The 17,923-nt window shown below is 70.3% G+C and carries 16 protein-coding genes; 5 read left to right on the top strand and 11 right to left on the bottom strand.

Features of this window, described 5'->3' with window-relative positions; translation table 11 throughout:
* Positions 1 to 40: 40 nt before the first annotated feature.
* Positions 41 to 727, bottom strand: a complete 687-nt coding sequence (locus F4553_RS32030; protein WP_184843648.1) for an MBL fold metallo-hydrolase — start codon at positions 725 to 727, stop codon at positions 41 to 43.
* A 228-nt stretch (positions 728 to 955) separates the two neighbouring features.
* Between F4553_RS32030 and F4553_RS32025 the strand changes: the two genes are divergently transcribed.
* A complete protein-coding gene (locus F4553_RS32025; RefSeq protein ID WP_184843645.1) occupies positions 956 to 1,843 on the top strand; it encodes a peptidylprolyl isomerase in 888 nt (295 codons plus the stop codon).
* A 20-nt stretch (positions 1,844 to 1,863) separates the two neighbouring features.
* A complete protein-coding gene (locus F4553_RS32020) occupies positions 1,864 to 2,691 on the top strand; it encodes a peptidylprolyl isomerase (RefSeq protein WP_184843642.1) in 828 nt (275 codons plus the stop codon).
* Between the two features lie 75 nt (positions 2,692 to 2,766).
* Here the strand turns inward: F4553_RS32020 and F4553_RS32015 are convergent, their stop codons facing one another.
* The 8 genes from F4553_RS32015 to ruvC all read right to left on the bottom strand — a co-directional run bounded on the left by F4553_RS32015 (position 2,767) and on the right by ruvC (position 11,839).
* Positions 2,767 to 5,169: a RelA/SpoT family protein gene (locus F4553_RS32015; protein ID WP_312875467.1), complete on the bottom strand. Its 2,403-nt coding sequence runs from the start codon at positions 5,167 to 5,169 to the stop codon at positions 2,767 to 2,769.
* Between the two features lie 127 nt (positions 5,170 to 5,296).
* On the bottom strand, positions 5,297 to 5,854 hold the full coding sequence (locus F4553_RS32010) for an adenine phosphoribosyltransferase (RefSeq protein WP_184843639.1): 558 nt from the start codon (positions 5,852 to 5,854) through the stop codon (positions 5,297 to 5,299).
* A 58-nt stretch (positions 5,855 to 5,912) separates the two neighbouring features.
* Entirely contained in the window at positions 5,913 to 7,043 is a 1,131-nt protein-coding gene (secF, locus tag F4553_RS32005; protein ID WP_184843636.1) for a protein translocase subunit SecF, read from the bottom strand.
* A gap of 2 nt (positions 7,044 to 7,045) precedes the next feature.
* On the bottom strand, positions 7,046 to 8,938 hold the full coding sequence (gene secD / locus F4553_RS32000) for a protein translocase subunit SecD (RefSeq protein WP_184843633.1): 1,893 nt from the start codon (positions 8,936 to 8,938) through the stop codon (positions 7,046 to 7,048).
* A gap of 116 nt (positions 8,939 to 9,054) precedes the next feature.
* Positions 9,055 to 9,420, bottom strand: coding sequence for a preprotein translocase subunit YajC (gene yajC, locus F4553_RS31995; protein WP_312875466.1), 366 nt, complete (start codon positions 9,418 to 9,420; stop codon positions 9,055 to 9,057).
* 136 nt (positions 9,421 to 9,556) lie between these two features.
* Complete coding sequence (gene ruvB, locus F4553_RS31990; protein ID WP_184843630.1) at positions 9,557 to 10,639, bottom strand: Holliday junction branch migration DNA helicase RuvB; 1,083 nt, start codon at positions 10,637 to 10,639, stop codon at positions 9,557 to 9,559.
* Positions 10,636 to 11,238, bottom strand: coding sequence for a Holliday junction branch migration protein RuvA (gene ruvA / locus F4553_RS31985; protein ID WP_184843627.1), 603 nt, complete (start codon positions 11,236 to 11,238; stop codon positions 10,636 to 10,638). The genes ruvB and ruvA overlap by 4 nt, the downstream gene beginning before the upstream one ends.
* Before the next feature lie 85 nt (positions 11,239 to 11,323).
* Positions 11,324 to 11,839 (bottom strand): crossover junction endodeoxyribonuclease RuvC, encoded by a 516-nt coding sequence (ruvC, locus tag F4553_RS31980; RefSeq protein ID WP_184847172.1) that lies wholly within the window; start codon positions 11,837 to 11,839, stop codon positions 11,324 to 11,326.
* A 118-nt stretch (positions 11,840 to 11,957) separates the two neighbouring features.
* On the opposite strand from ruvC, the gene F4553_RS31975 reads away from it, so the two are divergent.
* Together F4553_RS31975 and F4553_RS31970 are read left to right on the top strand one after the other, a co-directional pair.
* Positions 11,958 to 12,734, top strand: coding sequence for a 3-hydroxybutyrate dehydrogenase (locus F4553_RS31975; RefSeq protein WP_184843624.1), 777 nt, complete (start codon positions 11,958 to 11,960; stop codon positions 12,732 to 12,734).
* Positions 12,735 to 12,736: 2 nt separating this feature from the next.
* Positions 12,737 to 14,662: a helix-turn-helix domain-containing protein gene (locus F4553_RS31970; RefSeq protein ID WP_184847170.1), complete on the top strand. Its 1,926-nt coding sequence runs from the start codon at positions 12,737 to 12,739 to the stop codon at positions 14,660 to 14,662.
* A gap of 105 nt (positions 14,663 to 14,767) precedes the next feature.
* On the opposite strand, the gene F4553_RS31965 is transcribed toward F4553_RS31970, so the two are convergent.
* Positions 14,768 to 15,574: a DUF2785 domain-containing protein gene (locus F4553_RS31965; RefSeq protein WP_221470563.1), complete on the bottom strand. Its 807-nt coding sequence runs from the start codon at positions 15,572 to 15,574 to the stop codon at positions 14,768 to 14,770.
* Between the two features lie 118 nt (positions 15,575 to 15,692).
* On the opposite strand from F4553_RS31965, the gene F4553_RS31960 reads away from it, so the two are divergent.
* Positions 15,693 to 16,457 carry an alpha/beta fold hydrolase gene (locus F4553_RS31960; protein WP_221470562.1) on the top strand — a complete coding sequence of 255 codons (765 nt, stop codon included), beginning with the start codon at positions 15,693 to 15,695 and terminating at the stop codon, positions 16,455 to 16,457.
* 44 nt (positions 16,458 to 16,501) lie between these two features.
* Here the strand turns inward: F4553_RS31960 and F4553_RS31955 are convergent, their stop codons facing one another.
* Positions 16,502 to 17,815, bottom strand: coding sequence for a glycoside hydrolase family 18 protein (locus F4553_RS31955; RefSeq protein ID WP_184843618.1), 1,314 nt, complete (start codon positions 17,813 to 17,815; stop codon positions 16,502 to 16,504).
* Between the last annotated feature and the right edge of the window lie 108 nt (positions 17,816 to 17,923).

Genomic DNA, 17,923 nt, shown 5'->3' with positions numbered 1-17,923 from the left:
GTTGCTCCTTGAATCGTGCTGAAAAGTCGCGAACGGTCTGTCAGAGACCGCGAGGGGCGGCGGGCCGACCGGCTTCCCGAAGGTAGGGATTGGTCGTGCGCTCGCGCCCGATGGTTGTCGCCGGGCCGTGGCCAGGCAGCACGATCGTCGCGTCGTCGAGGGTGAGGACCTTGCTCCGCAGGCTCGACGTCATCTGATCCATGCTGCCGCCAGGCAGGTCGGTGCGCCCGATCGAGCCCGCGAAGAGCACGTCCCCGCTGAAGCACAGGGGCTCGTCGTCGCCGGGCATCCGCAGCAGCACCGACCCGCCGGTATGGCCCGGTGCGTGGTCGACGGTGATCTCGAGACCGGCCAGGGCGAGCGTCAGCCCGTCGGTGAGCGGCGCGACGTCGTCGGGCTCGGTGAAGGTGAGCCGACCGGCGAAGAGAGCTGTCAGGTCCATCGAGAGGGCCTTGGAGGGGTCCGCGAGCAGCTCCCGGTCGTCCGGGTGGATGTAGGCGGTGATCCCCCGGGCACCGCAGACCGGCGCGACCGAGAAGGTGTGGTCCAGGTGGCCGTGGGTCAGCAGGACCGCGGCGGGGTGCAGGCGGTGCTCGGCGAGCAGGTCGTCGAGGCGCTCCACGACACCGATGCCCGGATCGATCACGACGCACTGCTCACCGGGGCCGGGCGCGACCACGTAACAATTCGTCCCGAATGCATCCGCGGGGAACCCGGCCACCAACATGTGCACAGCGTACCGACCGGGCAGAAGCGGATATCCGGCGCGTCAGGTGGCGGATGTCGCATAGGTCGATCAGATTGTCGCCCCCGGGCACCTGCTTTTCTCAGTGACGCCTCGTACACTCGCTCGGACGCCTTGCATTGTGTCGCGGTGAACCGCGCCACAAAAATGCATCGTTGTCTCAAACGTGATGGTGCCCCTAGCGGTGCGAAGATGAGGGAGGGAGCTCTCGTGGCTTCCAGCAGGACGCGGGCGCGCAAATTAGCGCGCGAAAAGCTCGACCGGCAGCTTGCTCGACGAGCCGATGTGACCCGGCGCAACCGCCGGATTCGCGCCGGCGTCGGAGCCGGGCTCTCCGTGATCCTGGTGGGCCTCGGTGCCACCTGGTTGCTTGGCGGGTTCGACGCCAAGCCCGAGCCGGCGGCAGCCCCGGTGCAGTGCGTGTGGCAGGAGCAGAACACCGAGGCCAACACCGACCTCAAGCCGGTCGGCGCGCCGGCGACGAGCGGCCTCGCCGAGACCGGCACCGCCGCGATGACCCTGACGCTGAGCACGGGCGCCGTGCAGGTCGCCCTCGACCAGGCCAACTCCCCCTGCGCGGCGGCGAGCATCGGCTACCTGGCGGGCAAGCAGTTCTACGACAACACGTCGTGCTTCGAGCTCCAGCACGCCAAGGATGTCTACTCGCTGCGCTGCGGCGACCCGAGCGCGTCCGGCAAGGGCGGGCCCAGCTACACGTTCGCCAACGAGCTCACGATCCCGCCGGCCGACCCGGCCGCGAGCCCCAGCCCGAGCGCCTCGGCCGACGCCGGCACGGTCACGCTCAAGGCCGGCACCGTCGCGATGCTGCCCAACGTGAGCGGCAGCCAGTTCATCATCTTCTACAAGGATTCCAAGGTCGAGATGGGGAAGTACTCCCTCGTCGGCCAGGTCAGCGGTGGTCTCGACATCATCTCGAAGATCGCTGCAGCCGGTACGGTGGCGAATGCCAGCGGTGAGGACACGAAGCCCAAGTCCGACGTCAAGATCCAGACGGTCGCCGTGGTCCCCGGGACCGAGCAGCCGCCCGCGACGACGCCGAGCAGCACCCCAGCCGCCACGCCCAGCACCAAGTCCTGACACTCCGGAGGAACACGATCATGACGCCCGTCAGGGAACAACGCCAGCGCGCCGCGGCACGAGCCCGGCTCGAGCAGCAGATGGCCGAACGGCTCGAAGCCGCACAGCAGCGCCGCAAGCGCAACGCCTTCATCGGTGGCGGAGTCGGCCTGCTCCTCGTCGTCGGCCTGACGATCTGGGGCATCGCCGCGCTGACCGGCGGTGAGAAGTCCCCCGCAGCCGCGCCGAGCGCCGCCGCGCCGTCGGGCTGCCAGTGGGTTCCGGATGATGTCGCGCAGAACCCCAACCTCAAGGACGTCGGCGCTCCGCCGACCGAGGTCCCCCGCGCCGGCACGCAGCTCATGACCATCACCACCAGCCTCGGCGTCATCGAGGTCGAGATGGACGTGACCCACGCGCCGTGCACCGCCGCCAGCTACGCGCACCTCGCGTCGAAGAAGTTCTTCGACAACTCGAGCTGCCACCGCATGGTGACCGAGGGCTTCAAGATCCTTCAGTGTGGCGGCGTGGGCAAGGAGCCGGGCGCGAGCGGCCCGACCTACAAGTTCGCCGAGGAGAACCTGCCGACCGGCAAGAACCCGACCTACGAGCGGGGCACGGTGGCGATGGCCAACACCGGTCAGCCGGCCTCGACGGGCAGCCAGTTCTTCCTCATCGACCAGGACATCCCCGAGGCGAACCTGCCGGCCAACTACACGGTCCTCGGCAAGATCACCAAGGGCCTGGACATCCTCGACAAGGTGATCGCCGCGGGTGCGGTCGGCGAGGACGGCAAGGCCACCGGCGACGGCAAGCCGAAGACCCCGGTCGTCATCAAGACGGTGACGGTCGCTCCGGTCAAGGCCTGACCAACCCACCAGTAAGCCCCGAAAAGGGCCCCACCGCGACGGTGGGGCCCTTTTCGCATGCTCGCTGTCGCCTGGCTAGGCTCCGCTGGTCACCCGGTAGGCGTCGAAGACGCCGTCGACCTTGCGGACGGCGTTGAGCAGGTGCCCGAGGTGCTTCGGATCGGCCATCTCGAAGCTGAACCGGCTCACCGCGACCCGGTCCCGCGTCGTCGTCACCACGGCGGAGAGGATGTTGACCCGCTCCTCCGAGAGGGCCCGGGTCACGTCGGCCAGCAGCTTGTGCCGGTCGAGCGCCTCGACCTGGATCGCGACGAGGAAGGTGGAGCCCGCCGTGGGCTTCCAGCTCACCTGGACGATCCGCTCCGGCTGCAGGCGCAGGTCGGCGGTGTTGGCGCAGTCCTCGCGGTGCACGCTGACCCCGCCGGACCGGGTGACGAAGCCGAAGACCTCGTCGCCGGGGACCGGGGTGCAGCAGCGGGCCAGCTTGATCCAGACATCGGAGACGCCGACCACGACGACACCCGGGTCCTGCCCGGACTGTCGCGACCGCGGCGGCCGGGTCGCGACGGCGGTCTCGGCGATGTCCTCGATCGCCCCCTCCTCGCCGCCGTAACCGGCGACGAGCTTCGAGACGACCGACTGGGCCGAGACGTGGCTCTCACCGACGGCGGCGTAGAGCGACTCCAGGTCCGACAGGTGCAGATCGCGGGCGACCGCCATCAGCGCATCCGAGGTGAGCAGCCGCTTGAGCGGCAGGCCCTCCCGGCGCATCGCCTTGGTCAGCAGCTCCTTGCCGGCCTCGATCGCCTCCTCGCGGCGCTCCTTCTTGAAATACTGCCTGATCTTGGTACGCGCCCGCGGCGACTTGACGAAGCCCAGCCAGTCCTGGGTGGGCCCGGCGTTCTCCGACTTGGAGGTGAAGATCTCCACCACGTCGCCGTTGGAGAGCACCGACTCCAGCGGCACGAGCTTGCTGTTGACCCGCGCGCCGATGCACCGGGCACCCACGTCGGTGTGCACCGCGTAGGCGAAGTCCACCGGGGTGGACCCGACCGGCAGCGCCCGCACGTCGCCCTTGGGCGTGAAGACGTAGACCTCCTGGCTCGACAGGTCGAAGCGCAGGGCGTCGAGGAACTCGCTCGGGTCGCTCGCCTCCCGCTGCCAGTCGAGCAGCTGCCGCAGCCAGGTCATCTCGTCGATGTGGGCCGGCGGTCCGACGACCGTCGCGTTCTTGATCTCCTTGTATTTCCAGTGCGCCGCGATGCCGTACTCCGCGGTGCGGTGCATGGCGTTGGTGCGGATCTGCATCTCCACCGGCTTGCCCGTCGGGCCGATCACGGTGGTGTGCAGGGACTGGTACATGTTGAACTTCGGCATCGCGATGTAGTCCTTGAACCGCCCCGGCACCGGCTGCCAGTTGGCGTGGATCACACCGAGCGCCGCATAGCAGTCGCGGACCGTCTCGACCAGGATGCGAACGCCGATCAAGTCATAGATGTCGTTGAAGTCGCGACCTCGCACGATCATCTTCTGGTAGACCGAGTAGAGGTGCTTCGGCCGACCGGTCACATCGGCCTTGATCTTGGAAGCGCGCAGATCGACGTTGACCTTCTGGGTCACCTGGCGCAGCAGGGCCTCCCGCTGCGGCTGGTGCTCGTCGATGAGGCGCTTGATCTCGTCGAAGCGCTTCGGGAAGAGCTGCCCGAAGGCGAGGTCCTCCAGCTCCCACTTGATCGTGTTCATGCCGAGGCGGTGCGCGAGCGGCGCCAGGATCTCCAGCGTCTCCTTCGACTTCTGCTCCCGCTTGGCGGGCGGCAGGAAGTTGATGGTGCGCATGTTGTGCAGCCGGTCGGCGAGCTTGATCACGAGGACCCGGGGGTCCTTGGCGGTGGCGACGACCATCTTGCGGATCGTCTCGGCCTTGGCCGAGTCGCCGAGCTTGACCTTGTCGAGCTTGGTCACGCCGTCGACGAGGAGCGCGACGCTGTCGCCGAAGTCGGCCTTGATCCCCTCAAGCGTGTAGTCGGTGTCCTCGATCGTGTCGTGCAGCAGGGCGGCCACCAGCGTGGTGGTGTCCATGCCGAGCTGGGCGAGGATGTTCGCCACCGCGATCGGGTGCGTGATGTAGGGGTCGCCGGACTTGCGATACTGCCCCTCGTGCCACTGCCGGGCCGTGTCATAGGCCCGCTGGAGCAGGCGGATGTCGGCCCTCGGGTGGCTGTTGCGGTGCAGGCTGATCAGCGGGGTGAGCTCCTCGCTGATGAGCGTCGATTGCCAGGGCGCGTTGAAGCGGGTGAGTCTCGCCCGCACACGACGCCCGGACGGAGCCCCGTTGAGCAGGCCGAGTCCGCCGCTGATGTCGCCGCTCGGCTCCTCGCCGGGCAGGACGACTCCAGGGGTGACCGTCGCCGTGCGGCTGCCCGATGCGGGCACCACGCCGTTGACGGCCTCCGGGGACTCGACGGGATCGGTGGACACCAGCCGCTCCTCCCGACCCGACCGGTAGGCGTCGCCGCTCGACGCGACCGACGGGGCAGGAACCCATCCTACCCTGCGGCCAGGTCTTGACTACCGAACGGCCGAGCGCGCGGACCCATCCGTTCGGTCAGACGGTCATCAGCGCGTGGACGTCGCAGCCGGGGAGCCGGTCGCGCCCGGCGAGGAAGGCCAGCTCCATCAGGACGGTGAAGCCGCAGACGACCCCGCCGGCCCGGGCGACCAGGTCCAGGGTCGCCTCGGCGGTGCCGCCCGTGGCGAGGACGTCGTCGACGACGAGCACCCGCTGGCCGGGGGTGAAGGCACCCTCGCTGATCTCCAGGGTCGCCGTGCCGTACTCCAGGTCGTAGGTGGCGGAGTGGGCCACCCGGGGCAGCTTGCCCGCCTTGCGGACCGGCACGACCCCGACACCCGAGGCGTAGGCGAGGGCGGCGGCGATGACGAACCCGCGCGCCTCGACACCGACCACGACGTCGAACCCGCCACGGCCGCCGTGATGGGCGATGATCACATCGATCACCTGGCGGAAGACCGGGCCGTCCGCGAAGAGCGGCGTGAGGTCCTTGAAGAGGATCCCGGGCTTGGGGAAATCGGGCACGTCCACGACGCGGCTCGCCACGAGGGCCGCCACCCCGGGTCCGCTGTCGCCAGTCAGCTCGTCAGTCACCGGGTAAGCGTAAGGGGCCCGCTCACCGAGGTGAGCGGGCCCCTTGACACGTGCTGTGTCAGCGACGCTTCGGTGCCGACGGCCGCGTGTTGGACGGGCGGCGAGCGGGCTTGGCGCCCGGCTTCGGCGCACCGGCCGCGACCGGCTCACCCACGGGCTGCGCGACGGCGGTGGCCGGCTCGGCCGCCTTCGCCGCGAGGCCGGCCCGGCGGGCCAGCACCCGCTGGGTGTGGTTGGCGATCTTCGGCTCGATCGACTTGAGCGCCACGAGGACCGGGGTCGCGAAGAAGATCGAGGAGTAGACCGCGGTGCCCATACCGATGAAGAGCACCAGACCGAGGTCCTTCAGGGTGCCCGCACCGAGCAGACCGGCGCCGATGAAGAGCAGGCCGCCGACGGGGAGCAGGGCGACCAGACCGGTGTTGATGGAGCGCATCAGGGTCTGGTTGACGGCGAGGTTTGCCGCCTCCGCATAGGTCTGGGTCGCACTGCCGGTGATGCCCCGGGTGTTCTCCTGGACCTTGTCGAAGACGACGACGACGTCGTAGAGCGCGAAGCCGAGGATCGTCAGGAAGCCGATGACGGTCGACGGCGTCACCTCGAACCCGACCAGCGCGTAGACGGTCGCCGTCGCGAGCAGGTCGAAGGCGAGCGACGCGAGCGCCGCCACCGCCATCCGCCACTCGAAACGGAACACCAGGAAGACCGTCACCACCAGCAGGAAGACGACGAGACCGATGATGGCCTGCCGGGTGACCTGCCCACCGAAGGACGGCGAGACGGTGCTCTCACCGATCTGGTCGGCCGGGATTCCCAGCGCCGTGGCGATCTGCTGCTTCGCCGCGAGTGTCTGCTCCGTCGTGAGCGTCGAGGTGCGGATCGAGTAGATCGAGTCACCCACCCGCTGCGAGGAGACGACGTGCCCCGGCTCGGCGTCGGACGCGGAGACCGCGGTGACCGCCTTGCCGACGGCGTCCTCCGCCTGGGTGACACTGCCGACCGAGGCCGGCACCTGGAACTCGTTGCCGCCCTCGAACTCGATGCCGGCGGTGAAGCCCACCAGCGTCAGGCTCAGGATCGCTGCCACCAGCAGGACGCCGGCGACCGAGAACCAGATCCGCCGCTTGCCGACGATGTTGAGACCGGCCTCGCCCCGGTAGAGGCGAGTCGCAAGACCCGTGTTGCTCATTGTCAGGCCTCCTTGGTCCGCATGCGGCGGGTGCCGACGGACTCATCGTCATCAGTATTGCGCTGGTGCAGCACTCGACCCAAACCACTGACCTTCGGCGAGAGGAAGGCCTTGGTGCTGGCGAACATGGTCATGATCGGGTGACGGAAGAGGAAGACCACCACGAGGTCGAGGACCGTCGCCAGGCCCAGCGCGAAGGCGAAGCCCTTCACCGGACCGCTGGAGACCAGGTAGAGCACGACGGCCGCCATGATCGAGACCGCGTTGGCGGTGAGGATCGTCTTGCGCGCCCGCTGCCAGGCCCGGGGCACCGCACTGCGCGGCGTCCGACCCTCGCGGATCTCGTCCTTGAGTCTCTCGAAGTAGATGACGAAGGAGTCGGCGGCCACACCGAGGGAGACGATGAAGCCGGCGATACCCGCCAGGGTGAGGGTGAAGCCCATCTCCCGACCCAGCACCACGAGGGCGCCGAAGACGAGCAGACCCGACAGGATCAGCGAGAGGAAGATGACCGAGCCCAGGAGGCGGTAGTAGAAGAACGCGTAGATCGCGACGAGCAGCATGCCGATACCGGCCGCGAGCAGACCCGCCTTGAGGTGCTCGCTGCCGAGCGTCGCCGTGATCGACTGGGAGTCACGCGACACGAACGACAGCGGCAGGGCACCGAAGTTGAGCTTGTTCGCCAGGTCCTGCGCGCTCGCGGAGTTGAAGCTGCCGCTGATCGAGGACTGGCTGCTCAGCACACCGAGGATCTGCGGTGCCGAGATGACGGTGTTGTCGAGGACGACCGCGACGAGGCACTTGCCCTGGTCGCCGAGGGCTGCCTGCTCGCACTTCGGGTCGACGTCGTTGCGGAACGCCTCACCGGTGAGCTTGGTCCACTTGCTGGTGCCGTCGCTGGTGAAGTTCAGCGCGACCTCCCACTGGCCGTTCTGGGCCAGCTGCGGGCTCGCGCTGTCGATGTCGATGCCCTCGACCTTGGCGACGTCGAGCAGGTACTTGCCACCCGACTGGCAGGCGACAGCCTGCTTCTTCGGATCGTCGATCGAGCCCGCGAAGCGCTTGTCGAGCTGCTCGCAGTTGATCTGCGGCACGTTGAACTGCATCGTCACCGGCAGCACACCGACCTCGGGGCCGGTGAGCTTGCTGAACGGCGCCAGGGTGAGCCCGATCTCGGGGTTGGCGGTCGGGTCGCCGACGGCGGTGAGGGCGCTCGCCGCGTTCCACGCGGTGGCACCGACCTTCGCCTTGACCTCGTCGAGCGTCGGCACCTTGCCCACGGCGGCGGCGGGGGCGCTGGCACTCGGGGTGGGCGTGGGCGTCGGGGTCGGCGTGGCCGACGCTGCCGCACCGCCACCACCGCTGCCGCCCGCGGACGGCGTCGCACTCGGCTTGGCCGAGCCCGAAACGCTCGGCTTCGCGGAGCCGGAGGCGCTGGGCTTGGCCGAGCCGCTGACCGAGGGGCTCGGCGACGCGGTCGACGGCGGGGCCATGCCGCCACCGTTGGTGATGTTGATGACCTTGCGGAAGAGCATCTTGGCCGGCTGGCCGACGTCCTTCACCGAGTCGTTGTTCTGGCCGGGCACCGAGATCACGATGTTGTCCGAGCCGTCGGTGACGACTTCGGCTTCGCTGACGCCCTTGCCGTTGACCCGATCCTCGATGATCTGTCGGGCCTCCTCGAGCTTCTGCGGGTCGATCTGGCTGCCGTCAGACGTCACGGCCTGCAGCGTCACTCGCGTGCCGCCCACCAGGTCGAGGCCGAGCTGCGGCTTCAACCTGTCCTGAAAGCTGCCCGTGCCGCCGAGGAAAACGATGGCGTAGAGGACGACGAAAATGGCCCCGAGCACGGCGAGTTGCCGCCCGGGGCGCATCTGTCCCTGAGGTGGTGCCACGGCTGTCTTGTCTCCTTGGGTCAAACCGTGTGGGAGCACGGGGTGAGAGGCGTGCGCCACACCCTACGTCGGAACGTGAGGGTGTGGCACGTCGCGGTGGATTAAATGATCACCGGTCAACGACCGGGTTGAACCACGTCTTCGGCGCTGGTCGCGGTCGCTTCGACGGCGGGAGCTTCCTCGGCGTTCTCGGCCTTGATGACCCGGCCGATCGCCGCGCGCTCGTGGACGGTGTTGACACCGGGAGCGATCTCCAGCGTGACCGTGCCGGCCTCGCTGTCCACGGCGACGACTGTACCGTGCAGACCGACCACGGTGATCACCTTGTCACCGGCGGAGACGCTGTTCTGCAGCTCCGCGGCCTCGCGGCGCCGCTTGTTGTTCGGCCGGATGATCATGAAATACATGAGCAACGCCATGGCTGCGAAGAACAGCAGCGTCATGTACGAGCCGCCGCCCTGGGCTGCTTCCGCAATATTCACGTCGGGGACCTTCCGATCTCACCCCACCGTGACATGAAAATCACCGGCGGTGGCATTCGTGTTCGTCCGTTCGGACCGCGGCGAGTCTAGTCGGTTCGCCGGGGATCTCCACATCCCGGCACAGATCACAGTCCGGTCACGGACGATCGTCGGCCTCGTCGTCGGCGGTGAACAGGTCGGGCGCCGCTCCGACGCCGCCCGAAAAGATACCATTTGCGCTCGGTGGCGGGATCAGCCCGAGGTGCCGCCACGCTGCCGGCGTCGCCACCCGACCCCGCGGCGTACGCGCGAGCAGACCTGCCCTGACCAGGAAGGGCTCGCAGACCTCGGCGACGGTGTCCGGCTGCTCCCCCACCGCGACGGCGAGCGTCGAGACCCCGACCGGCCCGCCGCCGAACGACGAGACGAGTGCCATCAGGACCGCCTTGTCGAGCCGGTCCAGCCCGATGGCGTCGACGTCGTAGACCTTGAGCGCCGCCTGCGCCGTCGCGAGCGTCACCACCCCGTCGGCCCGCAGCTCGGCGAAGTCGCGAACCCGGCGCAGCAGCCGGTTGGCGATGCGTGGTGTGCCCCGCGACCGCCCGGCGATCTCGACGATCCCGTCCTGCTCCACCGGGACGCCGAGAATCCGCGCCGAGCGCATCAGCAGCGCCGCGAGCTCGTGCCCCGAATAGAACTCGAGGTGCCCGACGAACCCGAACCGGTCCCGCATCGGACCCGTCAGCAGCCCCGACCGGGTCGTGGCCCCGACCAGCGTGAACGGCTCCACGTCGAGCGGGATGGCGGTGGCGCCCGGACCCTTGCCGACGATGACGTCGACCCGGAAGTCCTCCATCGCGGAGTAGAGCAGCTCCTCGGCCGGCTTGGCGATGCGGTGGATCTCGTCGATGAAGAGCACATCGCCGGCCTGGAGGCTGGTCAGCACGGCGGCGAGGTCGCCGGAGCGCTCGATCGCGGGGCCCGAGGTCATCCGCAGCCCGCCGCCGAGCTCCGCCGCGACGATCATGGCGAGGGTGGTCTTGCCGAGACCGGGCGAGCCGGAGAAGAGGATGTGATCGGGCGGCGTGCCGCGGCGCAGCGCGCTGTGCAGCAGCACTTCGAGCTGCTCGCGGACCCGCTCCTGGGCGACGAACTCGGCGAGCCGCTTGGGCCGCACCGACGCCTCGGCGTCGCGCTCCTCGGCGGTCGCGATCGGGTTGACGAGGGACTCGGCGGTCATCGTGCCTTACCCAGCAGCTTGATCGCCTGCCGCAGCAGGTCGGGGACGGGCGGCGTGGGCCCGTCGATGCCCTCAGCCACGGCGGAGATCGCCGAATCGGCCTGGCTGGGGGTCCAGCCCAGCCCGACGAGTCCCTGGCGCACCTGGTCCTGCCAGGCCATCTGCCGGGGCACCCCGGTAGCCAGGGCACCCGGCACCACCGGGCCGATCTTGTCGCGGAGCTCCAGGATGATCCGCTCCGCGCCCTTCTTGCCGATGCCGGGCACCCGGGTCAGGGTCGAGACGTCGCCGGAGGCGATGGCGGTGCGCACCACGTCGGGCGGGTGCACCGCGAGCACGGCCTGCGCGACCCGGGGGCCCACACCGCTGACGGTCTGCAGCACCTCGAAGAGGCTGCGCTCGGCGTCGTCGGGGAAGCCGTAGAGGGTGAGCGAGTCCTCGCGGACGATGAGGCTGGTCGAGAGCCGGGCCGGTGCGCCGAGCCGGAGCGAGGCGAGCGTGCCGGGCGTGCAGTGGACGGCCAGCCCCACCCCGCCGACCTCGACGACGGCACTCTCGGCGCCGATCGAGGTGACCTGCCCCGCCACGCTCGCGATCATGTCGAACCCCTCCCAGCACACGTGTACGACACAGTAATACGCCCGCCCGCGTCCGCCGCAGAGCCCCGCCGGTGCCGGATGCCGGTCAGCGCCGAGCGGCCTTGAGCGCGGCGGCGAGCTTGTCCCGGGTGCCACCGCGCCAGACGTGGCAGATCGCCAGGGCCAGCGCGTCGGCGGCATCGGCGGGGCGGGGCGGGGCCGCCAGCTTCAGCAGCCGCGTGACCATCAGTGTCACCTGGGCCTTGTCGGCCGAGCCGGAGCCGGTGACGGCCGCCTTGACCTCGCTCGGCGTGTAGAGCGTGACGGGCAGCCCGGCCCGGGCACCGGCGACGATCGCGATCGCGCCGGCCTGGGCGGTGCCCATGACGGTGCCGACGTTGTTCTGCGCGAAGACCCGCTCGACGGCGACGCTCGCCGGGGCGAACTCCGTGATCAGCTCGGCGAAGCGGCGGTCAAGGCGCAGCAGCCGATGGGCCAGCTCCTCGTCGGGGTCACTGTGGACCACCTCGTAGTGCACCATCGTGCACGGACGCCCGGGAACCCCCTCGACGATCCCCACCCCGCACCTGGTCAATCCAGGGTCCACACCGAGCACCCGCAGCATTCACGAAACCCTACGGCAGCGGTGTGACACTTCAGCATCTCCACACAGCGCCCCCCGCAGTTATGTGTCCGGCGCCCATGTGCCCGGCAGTCATCCGCTCGTAACTTCAAGCGCCATGACGACGACAACGCCGGTGGTACGGCTGGCCCTGTCCGGCCGGACCGCGCTGGTGACCGGTGCGGGCAGCGGGATCGGCCGGGCCTGCGCCCTGAGGCTGGCCGCCGCGGGTGCGACGGTGCTGGTGGTGGACCGCGACACCGAAACGGCGAGCCGGGTGGCGGCCGAGACCGGCGGGGTGGCGATCACCGTGGACCTCGCCGACGCCGACGCCGACGCGCTCGACGCGATCCCGGCCGCGATCGACATCGTCGTCAACAACGCCGGGCTGCAGCACGTGGCGCCGGTCGAGGCGTTCCCGCCGGATCGCTTCGCCTACATCCAGCGGGTGATGCTGCACGCCCCGTTCCTGCTCATCCGGCACGCGCTACCCCACATGTACGCCAACGGCTGGGGCCGGATCGTCAACATCTCCTCGGTACACGGGCTGCGGGCCTCGCCCTTCAAGTCGGCCTACGTCTCCGCCAAGCACGGACTGGAGGGGTTGTCGAAGACCGTGGCCCTGGAGGCGGCGCCGCACGGGGTGACGGTGAACTGCATCAACCCGTCCTACGTCCGGACGCCGCTGGTGGAGGGGCAGATCGCGGATCAGGCGACGGCGCACGGGATCCCCGAGACCGAGGTGATCGAGAAGATCATGCTCGTCCGTTCGGCCATCAAACGGCTGATCGAACCGGACGAGGTGGCCGAACTGATGGCGTACCTGTGCACACCGGCGGCGGCTTTCATCACGGGCGCGTCCATCGCGATGGACGGCGGATGGACCGCTCATTAAGAATGCTCCGCATGTCGGCATTGACGGAGCTGCTGGAACTGCTGGAGCGGGAGGCCGCGCCGGTCGAGTTCGAGGGCCCGCTCGTCGGTGCCCGCGCGCAGGGGCTCAGCGCCGAGCAGCTCGCCGACCTCGACGACGCGAAGGTGGTGGCGCTGCGGGTCCGCGCCCTGCTGGAGCGCCGCCGCCGCCGCGAGCTCGAACTCTCCGGGCTCTTCGACACCGCCAGCGACCTGGCCGGGCTGCGCGATCTCGACGGGGTGCTGCGGGCGATCGTGCACCGCTCGCGCAGCCTGCTCGGCACCGACGTCGCCTACCTCACCCTCAACGACCCCGAGACCGGCGACACCTACATGCGGGTCACCGACGGGTCGATCTCCGCCCGCTTCCAGCGGCTCCGGCTCCCGCTCGGGGCCGGCCTGGGCGGTCTGGTCGCGGAGACCGGCACGCCCTACGCCACCGCCAATTACGGCGAGGACGAGCGCTTCCGCCACCTGGGGGACATCGACGAGGGGGTACGCGAGGAGGGGCTCGTCGCCATCCTCGGCGTACCGCTGCGGCTCGGTGCGCGGGTGATCGGCGTACTCTTCGCGGCCAACCGATCGGCCCGCCCGTTCGCGCGGGAGGAGGTGGCGCTGCTCGTCTCCCTCGGCGCGCACGCCGCCGTCGCCATAGACACCGCTAGATTGCTCGCTGAGACGCAAACGGCGCTGGACGAGCTCTCGGCCGCCAACGCCGTCATTCGGGCCCACAGCTCGTCCGTGGAGCGCGCGGCGGCTGCCCACGACCGGATGACCTCCCTCGTGCTGCGCGGCGGCGGGGTCGAGGACGTCGCCGCGGCCGTCACCGAGGTCCTCGGCGGCGCCCTGCTCGTGCTCGACGCGGACGGCCGCCGCCTCACCATGGTCGGCGAGATCGCCGAGCCGGATTCGTCCGCCGTCGCCGAGGCGCTGTCGGCCTCCCGGGCCGAGGGGCGGGCGATCAGGAGGATCAGCGCCGGTTCGCCCCCGCTGTGGTATTCGGCCGTGGTGGCGGGCGCGGAGAACCTCGGTGCCCTGGTGCTGCGGCCCGAGCGCGAACTCGCCGACGCCGACCAGCAGATCCTCGAACGGGCGGCCCTCGTCACCGCACTGCTGCTGCTCTTCCGCCGCAACGTCGCCGAGGCCGAGGGACGCGTACGCGGCGAATTGCTCGATGATCTTATTTCGCGCCCGGACCGGGACGCGGACGCGCTGCGTGCGCGGGCGAAGCGGCTCGGCCTCGACCTCGACGCACCGCACGTGATCGTGGTCGTCGGCGACGACGAGGCCGGCACCGGACCGGCGCGGCAGCGGTCGGCGTCGTGGGCGGCGACCTACGCCGCGACCCGGGCCGGGCTCGCGGCGGCCCGCGACGGCCGGATCGTGCTGATGCTGCCCGGCAGCGACGCCGGGACCGCGGCCCGCGCCGTGGCGAAGGAGCTCGGCCGGGTCGTCGGCCGGCCGGTGACGGCGGGCTCGTCCGGGCCCGCCTCCTCGCCCGCCGCCCTCGCCGCCGCCTACGTCGAGGCGGACCGGTGCGTGACCGCCCTCATCGCGCTCGGCCGCGCGGGCGAGGGCGCCTCGACGGCGGAGCTGGGCTTCGTCGGGCTGCTGCTCGGCGCGGTGACGGCGGGCGGCGACCGCGACGTGCTGCGCTTCCTCGGCGGCACGATCGGGCCGGTCGTCGACTACGACGCGCGGCGGGGCACGGCGCTGATCCACACGCTGGAGTGCTATTTCGGCGCCGGGGGCAGCCTCGCCCGCGCCGCCGAGCAGCTCCACGTCCACGTCAACACGGTCACCCAGCGCCTCGACCGCGTCGGCCAGCTCCTCGGGCCCGACTGGCAGCGCCCCGAGCGCGCGCTGGAGGTCCAGTTGGCGCTGCGCCTGCACCGCCTCCGCACCGGCTGACATCGTCACGTTTTGCAGCAAAGCGTGGCCACATCGCTGCGCGAAGCCACGCTTTGCTGCAAAACGTGACAGCGGCCCGGCGGACGTGACGCCGCCCGGGGCCGGTCAGCCGAGGTGGCGGCTCGTCAGGCGCAGGACGTCGAGCAGGGCCTCCAGGATCGCCTCGCGGTGCCAGACCTGGATCGGCTCGCCCTCCACGCCCGGCAGCCGGAATCCCCGGTCGATCAGCAGGTAGAGCATCCGCAGCGTGTGCATGGTGTTCACCGCGTGGGCGGGCACCGGCACGGACCAGTCCCGGCGGGTGAAGTCGGCCGCGACCGGCGCCAGCCACTCCACCGCCTGCTCCCGGCTCAGCTCCAGCCGCGACAGCACCCGGGCGATCGCGTCGGCGAGCCGGTCGTCCTCCCAGGCGTCGAAGACGTGGGTGGTCCGCGTCAGCAGCCGCACCGTGGCGAGGTCGAGCAGCCCGGTGAGGTCGGCGGCGGTGAGCTGCTCCGCGGCGCCGAAGGCGCCGAGCAGGTCCGCACCGTGCGCGACGGCGTGCAACCAGCCGAGCCGGGGATCGAGCCCGCGCAGGTCGGTCTCGGTGCGGTACCAGCGCTCGAACGCCGACAGCCAGGTCTGCTCGAAGCGACCCCGGCCGATGACCTCGGCGAGGATCAGCGGGGCGAACGTCCGTGCCTGGATCTCGGGATCGCCGAACCGGGCGGCCATGGCATCGCCGAGCTGGCCGAGGTAGGCGTCGAGCTCCCCGCGGGCGATCCAGGTCGAGAGGATGGAGTAGCCGAACCGGTCCCGGATCACGGGATCGGGCGAGCGGAGCATCGGCACCAGCTGCGCCACCAGCTCGCCGATCGGCCGATCCCGGGGAACGGCGAACTTCGTGTCCAGGATCATCTGCCAGTCGGTCACTGCGGGAGCATAGCCGGAACGGAGCCTCCTCAAACCCGTCCGCAAGGCCCGAGATGGGCCACGGACGCCGTCTCCACCTGGCAACCGGGCGGGCGGCCTTTCGCGTCACGACCGTATGTTGCGTCATTTCTCCGCTCCCCTCGCAGTCCTCGCCGGGTGCCTGGCTCTCGCCGCCTGCAGCGGTTCCACTCCGGCGGCGTCGCCGTCCCCCTCCGGTCCCGTCGCGGGCGCCGGCTGCGAGGAGCAGGCCGCCCCCGGCCGCCGGGTCCACTTCGGAAAGGAGATCGGCGCCGATCTCTACGGGATCGTGCTCGGCACCGGTAACACCGGGATCGTGCTGGCCCACATGAACGGCGGCGACTCCTGCCAGTGGATCGCCAACGCCACGGAGCTCAGCGATCGCGGCTACCGCGCGCTCGTCTTCGACTTCGCCGGCTTCGGCGTCTCCCCGACCGCCTCGGCCGGGCTCGCCGAACAGGTCCGGGTGGCCGCGGCCTTCCTGGTCCAGGATGGGGCGACGAAGATCGTCCTGATGGGGGCCTCGATGGGTGCGACGGCCTCGGTGGCCGCGGCGCCGTCCGTCGCGGGGCTCGCCGCGGTGGTCAGCATCTCGGCGCCGGAGACGTTCAGCGGGGTCGACGGCCTGCCGAGTGCGAAGAAGATGACGGTGCCGGTGCTCTACGCCGCCGGGGAGAACGAGTCGGCCGACTTCGTCCGGGCGGCGCAGAGCTTCTACGCCGCAACGCCGGCCACCACGGTGAAGCAGCTGGTGATCGTGCCGAGCGACAGCGAGCACGGCGTCTACCTGGTCCTGCCGGGCATGGGCGACGAGGCGCTGCGCACCGCCATCACGAGGTTCCTCACCGACAACGCACCGGCGTGAACCGGTGGGGGTGCCGAAGGGTCGGCACCCCCACCGGAGCCCGGTCAGCGCAGGCCGCGCTCGATCGCCCGCATCAGCGAACCCTGCTCGTCGTCGGCGTCGAGCGACCAGGCCATCGCGCCGCCGAGCCCGTTGGCCTTGATGTAGCGCATCTTCTGGGCCAGCACGACCGGGTCGTCGATGGTCCAGAAGGTGCTGCCGTCGAAGACCCAGGCGAAGCCCGCCGCCGGATCCCGGTGCAGCGTGAAGCCCTCGTCGAGCAGCTTGACGATGTTGCGGTAATCCTCGTAGCCCGGGTCGGCCGAGGACGGCGCGGGACCCGAGCCCTGCTGGAAGAGGCCGTTGTCGACGTCGGGCACATCGGACCAGCCGTAACCGTAGAACGGCACTCCGACGACGAGCTTGGACCGGGGAGCGCCCCGGCTCAGCAGCGCGTCGACGGCCCGGCTGACGGTGAAGTCGGGCTGCTGCGGTTCGCCGGACGGCGGGAAGAGGGCCGACTGGTGGTTGGTGGTCAGCTCCCAGGTGCTGCCGTGCATGTCGTATCCCTGGACGGTGGCGAAGTCCAGGTCGCGGAAGACCTTGCGCACCTCGTACCCGTTGTCGATCTGTTGGGGGTCGGCCGGGAGGAACGCGGTGAGCGCGTAGTGGCGGCGCGCCTGGCGTCCCGCGGCGTCGAGCTGGCGGCGGAACTCCGCGACGAGGGCGGTGAAGTTCTGCTTGTCCTCGGGGCGCACGACGTTGCCGTCGTTGCCGGGCGAGCCCGGCCACTCCCAGTCGAGGTCGATGCCGTCGAAGATCCCGGCCGCCGAGCGCGGCCCGCCGTGGGTGTCACCGTCGAGCACCGGCAGGTTGCCCTTGATGAACAGGTCCACACAGGACGCGACGAAGGCCCGGCGCGACTGCGGGGTGAGCGCGGCGTCGGAGAAGTACTTCGACCAGGTCCAGCCGCCGAGCGAGAGGTTGACCTTGAGGTCGGGGTAGCGCTTCTTGAGCTTGCGGAGCTGGTTGAAGTTGCCCGCGAGCGGCTGGCCCTCGACATCGGCCCGGCCGTCCACGCTCTCGGCCGCCGCGAACGGCAGCTGGTAGTCGGCCCACGCGTCGCCCTCGGCCGTGCAGAGGCCCTCGCTGGTCACGTTGCCGAAGGCATAGTTGAGTACGGTCATCCGCGCCGCCTGGCCGTTGGCGACGAGGTTGCGCACCAGGAAGCCGCGGTCGTAGATGCCCCACTGGGTGAAGTAGCCGACCCGCTGGTAGCGAGGCTGCTCGTGGTGCCCGCCCGCGGTGGCGGCGCTGGCCGGCAGCGTCATCCCGGCGGCCATCGCCACGACGAGCGCGAATGCCCTGCGTCGGCGCATCAGTCCTCCTACGACTGTTAAGTAAACTGCCTATCGGAGGACAAGGATCACCCGTGCCGGGCGTCCAGTCAAGAGCGACCGTCCACTGACGACCCCGCGCCGACGGGG

It is taken from the genome of Allocatelliglobosispora scoriae (assembly GCF_014204945.1).
GTDB lineage: Bacteria > Actinomycetota > Actinomycetes > Mycobacteriales > Micromonosporaceae > Allocatelliglobosispora > Allocatelliglobosispora scoriae.
The sequence above is the reverse complement of the archived record's forward strand: the minus strand, read 5'-3'. Positions and strand labels throughout refer to the sequence as shown.

Coding starts and splice junctions, on each gene's coding strand:
- F4553_RS32030 (WP_184843648.1), bottom strand. CDS start 727: ATGTTGGTGGCCGGGTTCCCCGCGGATGCATTCGGGACGAATTGTTAC.
- F4553_RS32020 (WP_184843642.1), top strand. CDS start 1,864: ATGACGCCCGTCAGGGAACAACGCCAGCGCGCCGCGGCACGAGCCCGG.
- secF (WP_184843636.1), bottom strand. CDS start 7,043: ATGAGCAACACGGGTCTTGCGACTCGCCTCTACCGGGGCGAGGCCGGT.
- ruvB (WP_184843630.1), bottom strand. CDS start 10,639: ATGACCGCCGAGTCCCTCGTCAACCCGATCGCGACCGCCGAGGAGCGC.
- ruvA (WP_184843627.1), bottom strand. CDS start 11,238: ATGATCGCGAGCGTGGCGGGGCAGGTCACCTCGATCGGCGCCGAGAGT.
- F4553_RS31975 (WP_184843624.1), top strand. CDS start 11,958: ATGACGACGACAACGCCGGTGGTACGGCTGGCCCTGTCCGGCCGGACC.
- F4553_RS31970 (WP_184847170.1), top strand. CDS start 12,737: ATGCTCCGCATGTCGGCATTGACGGAGCTGCTGGAACTGCTGGAGCGG.
- F4553_RS31955 (WP_184843618.1), bottom strand. CDS start 17,815: ATGCGCCGACGCAGGGCATTCGCGCTCGTCGTGGCGATGGCCGCCGGG.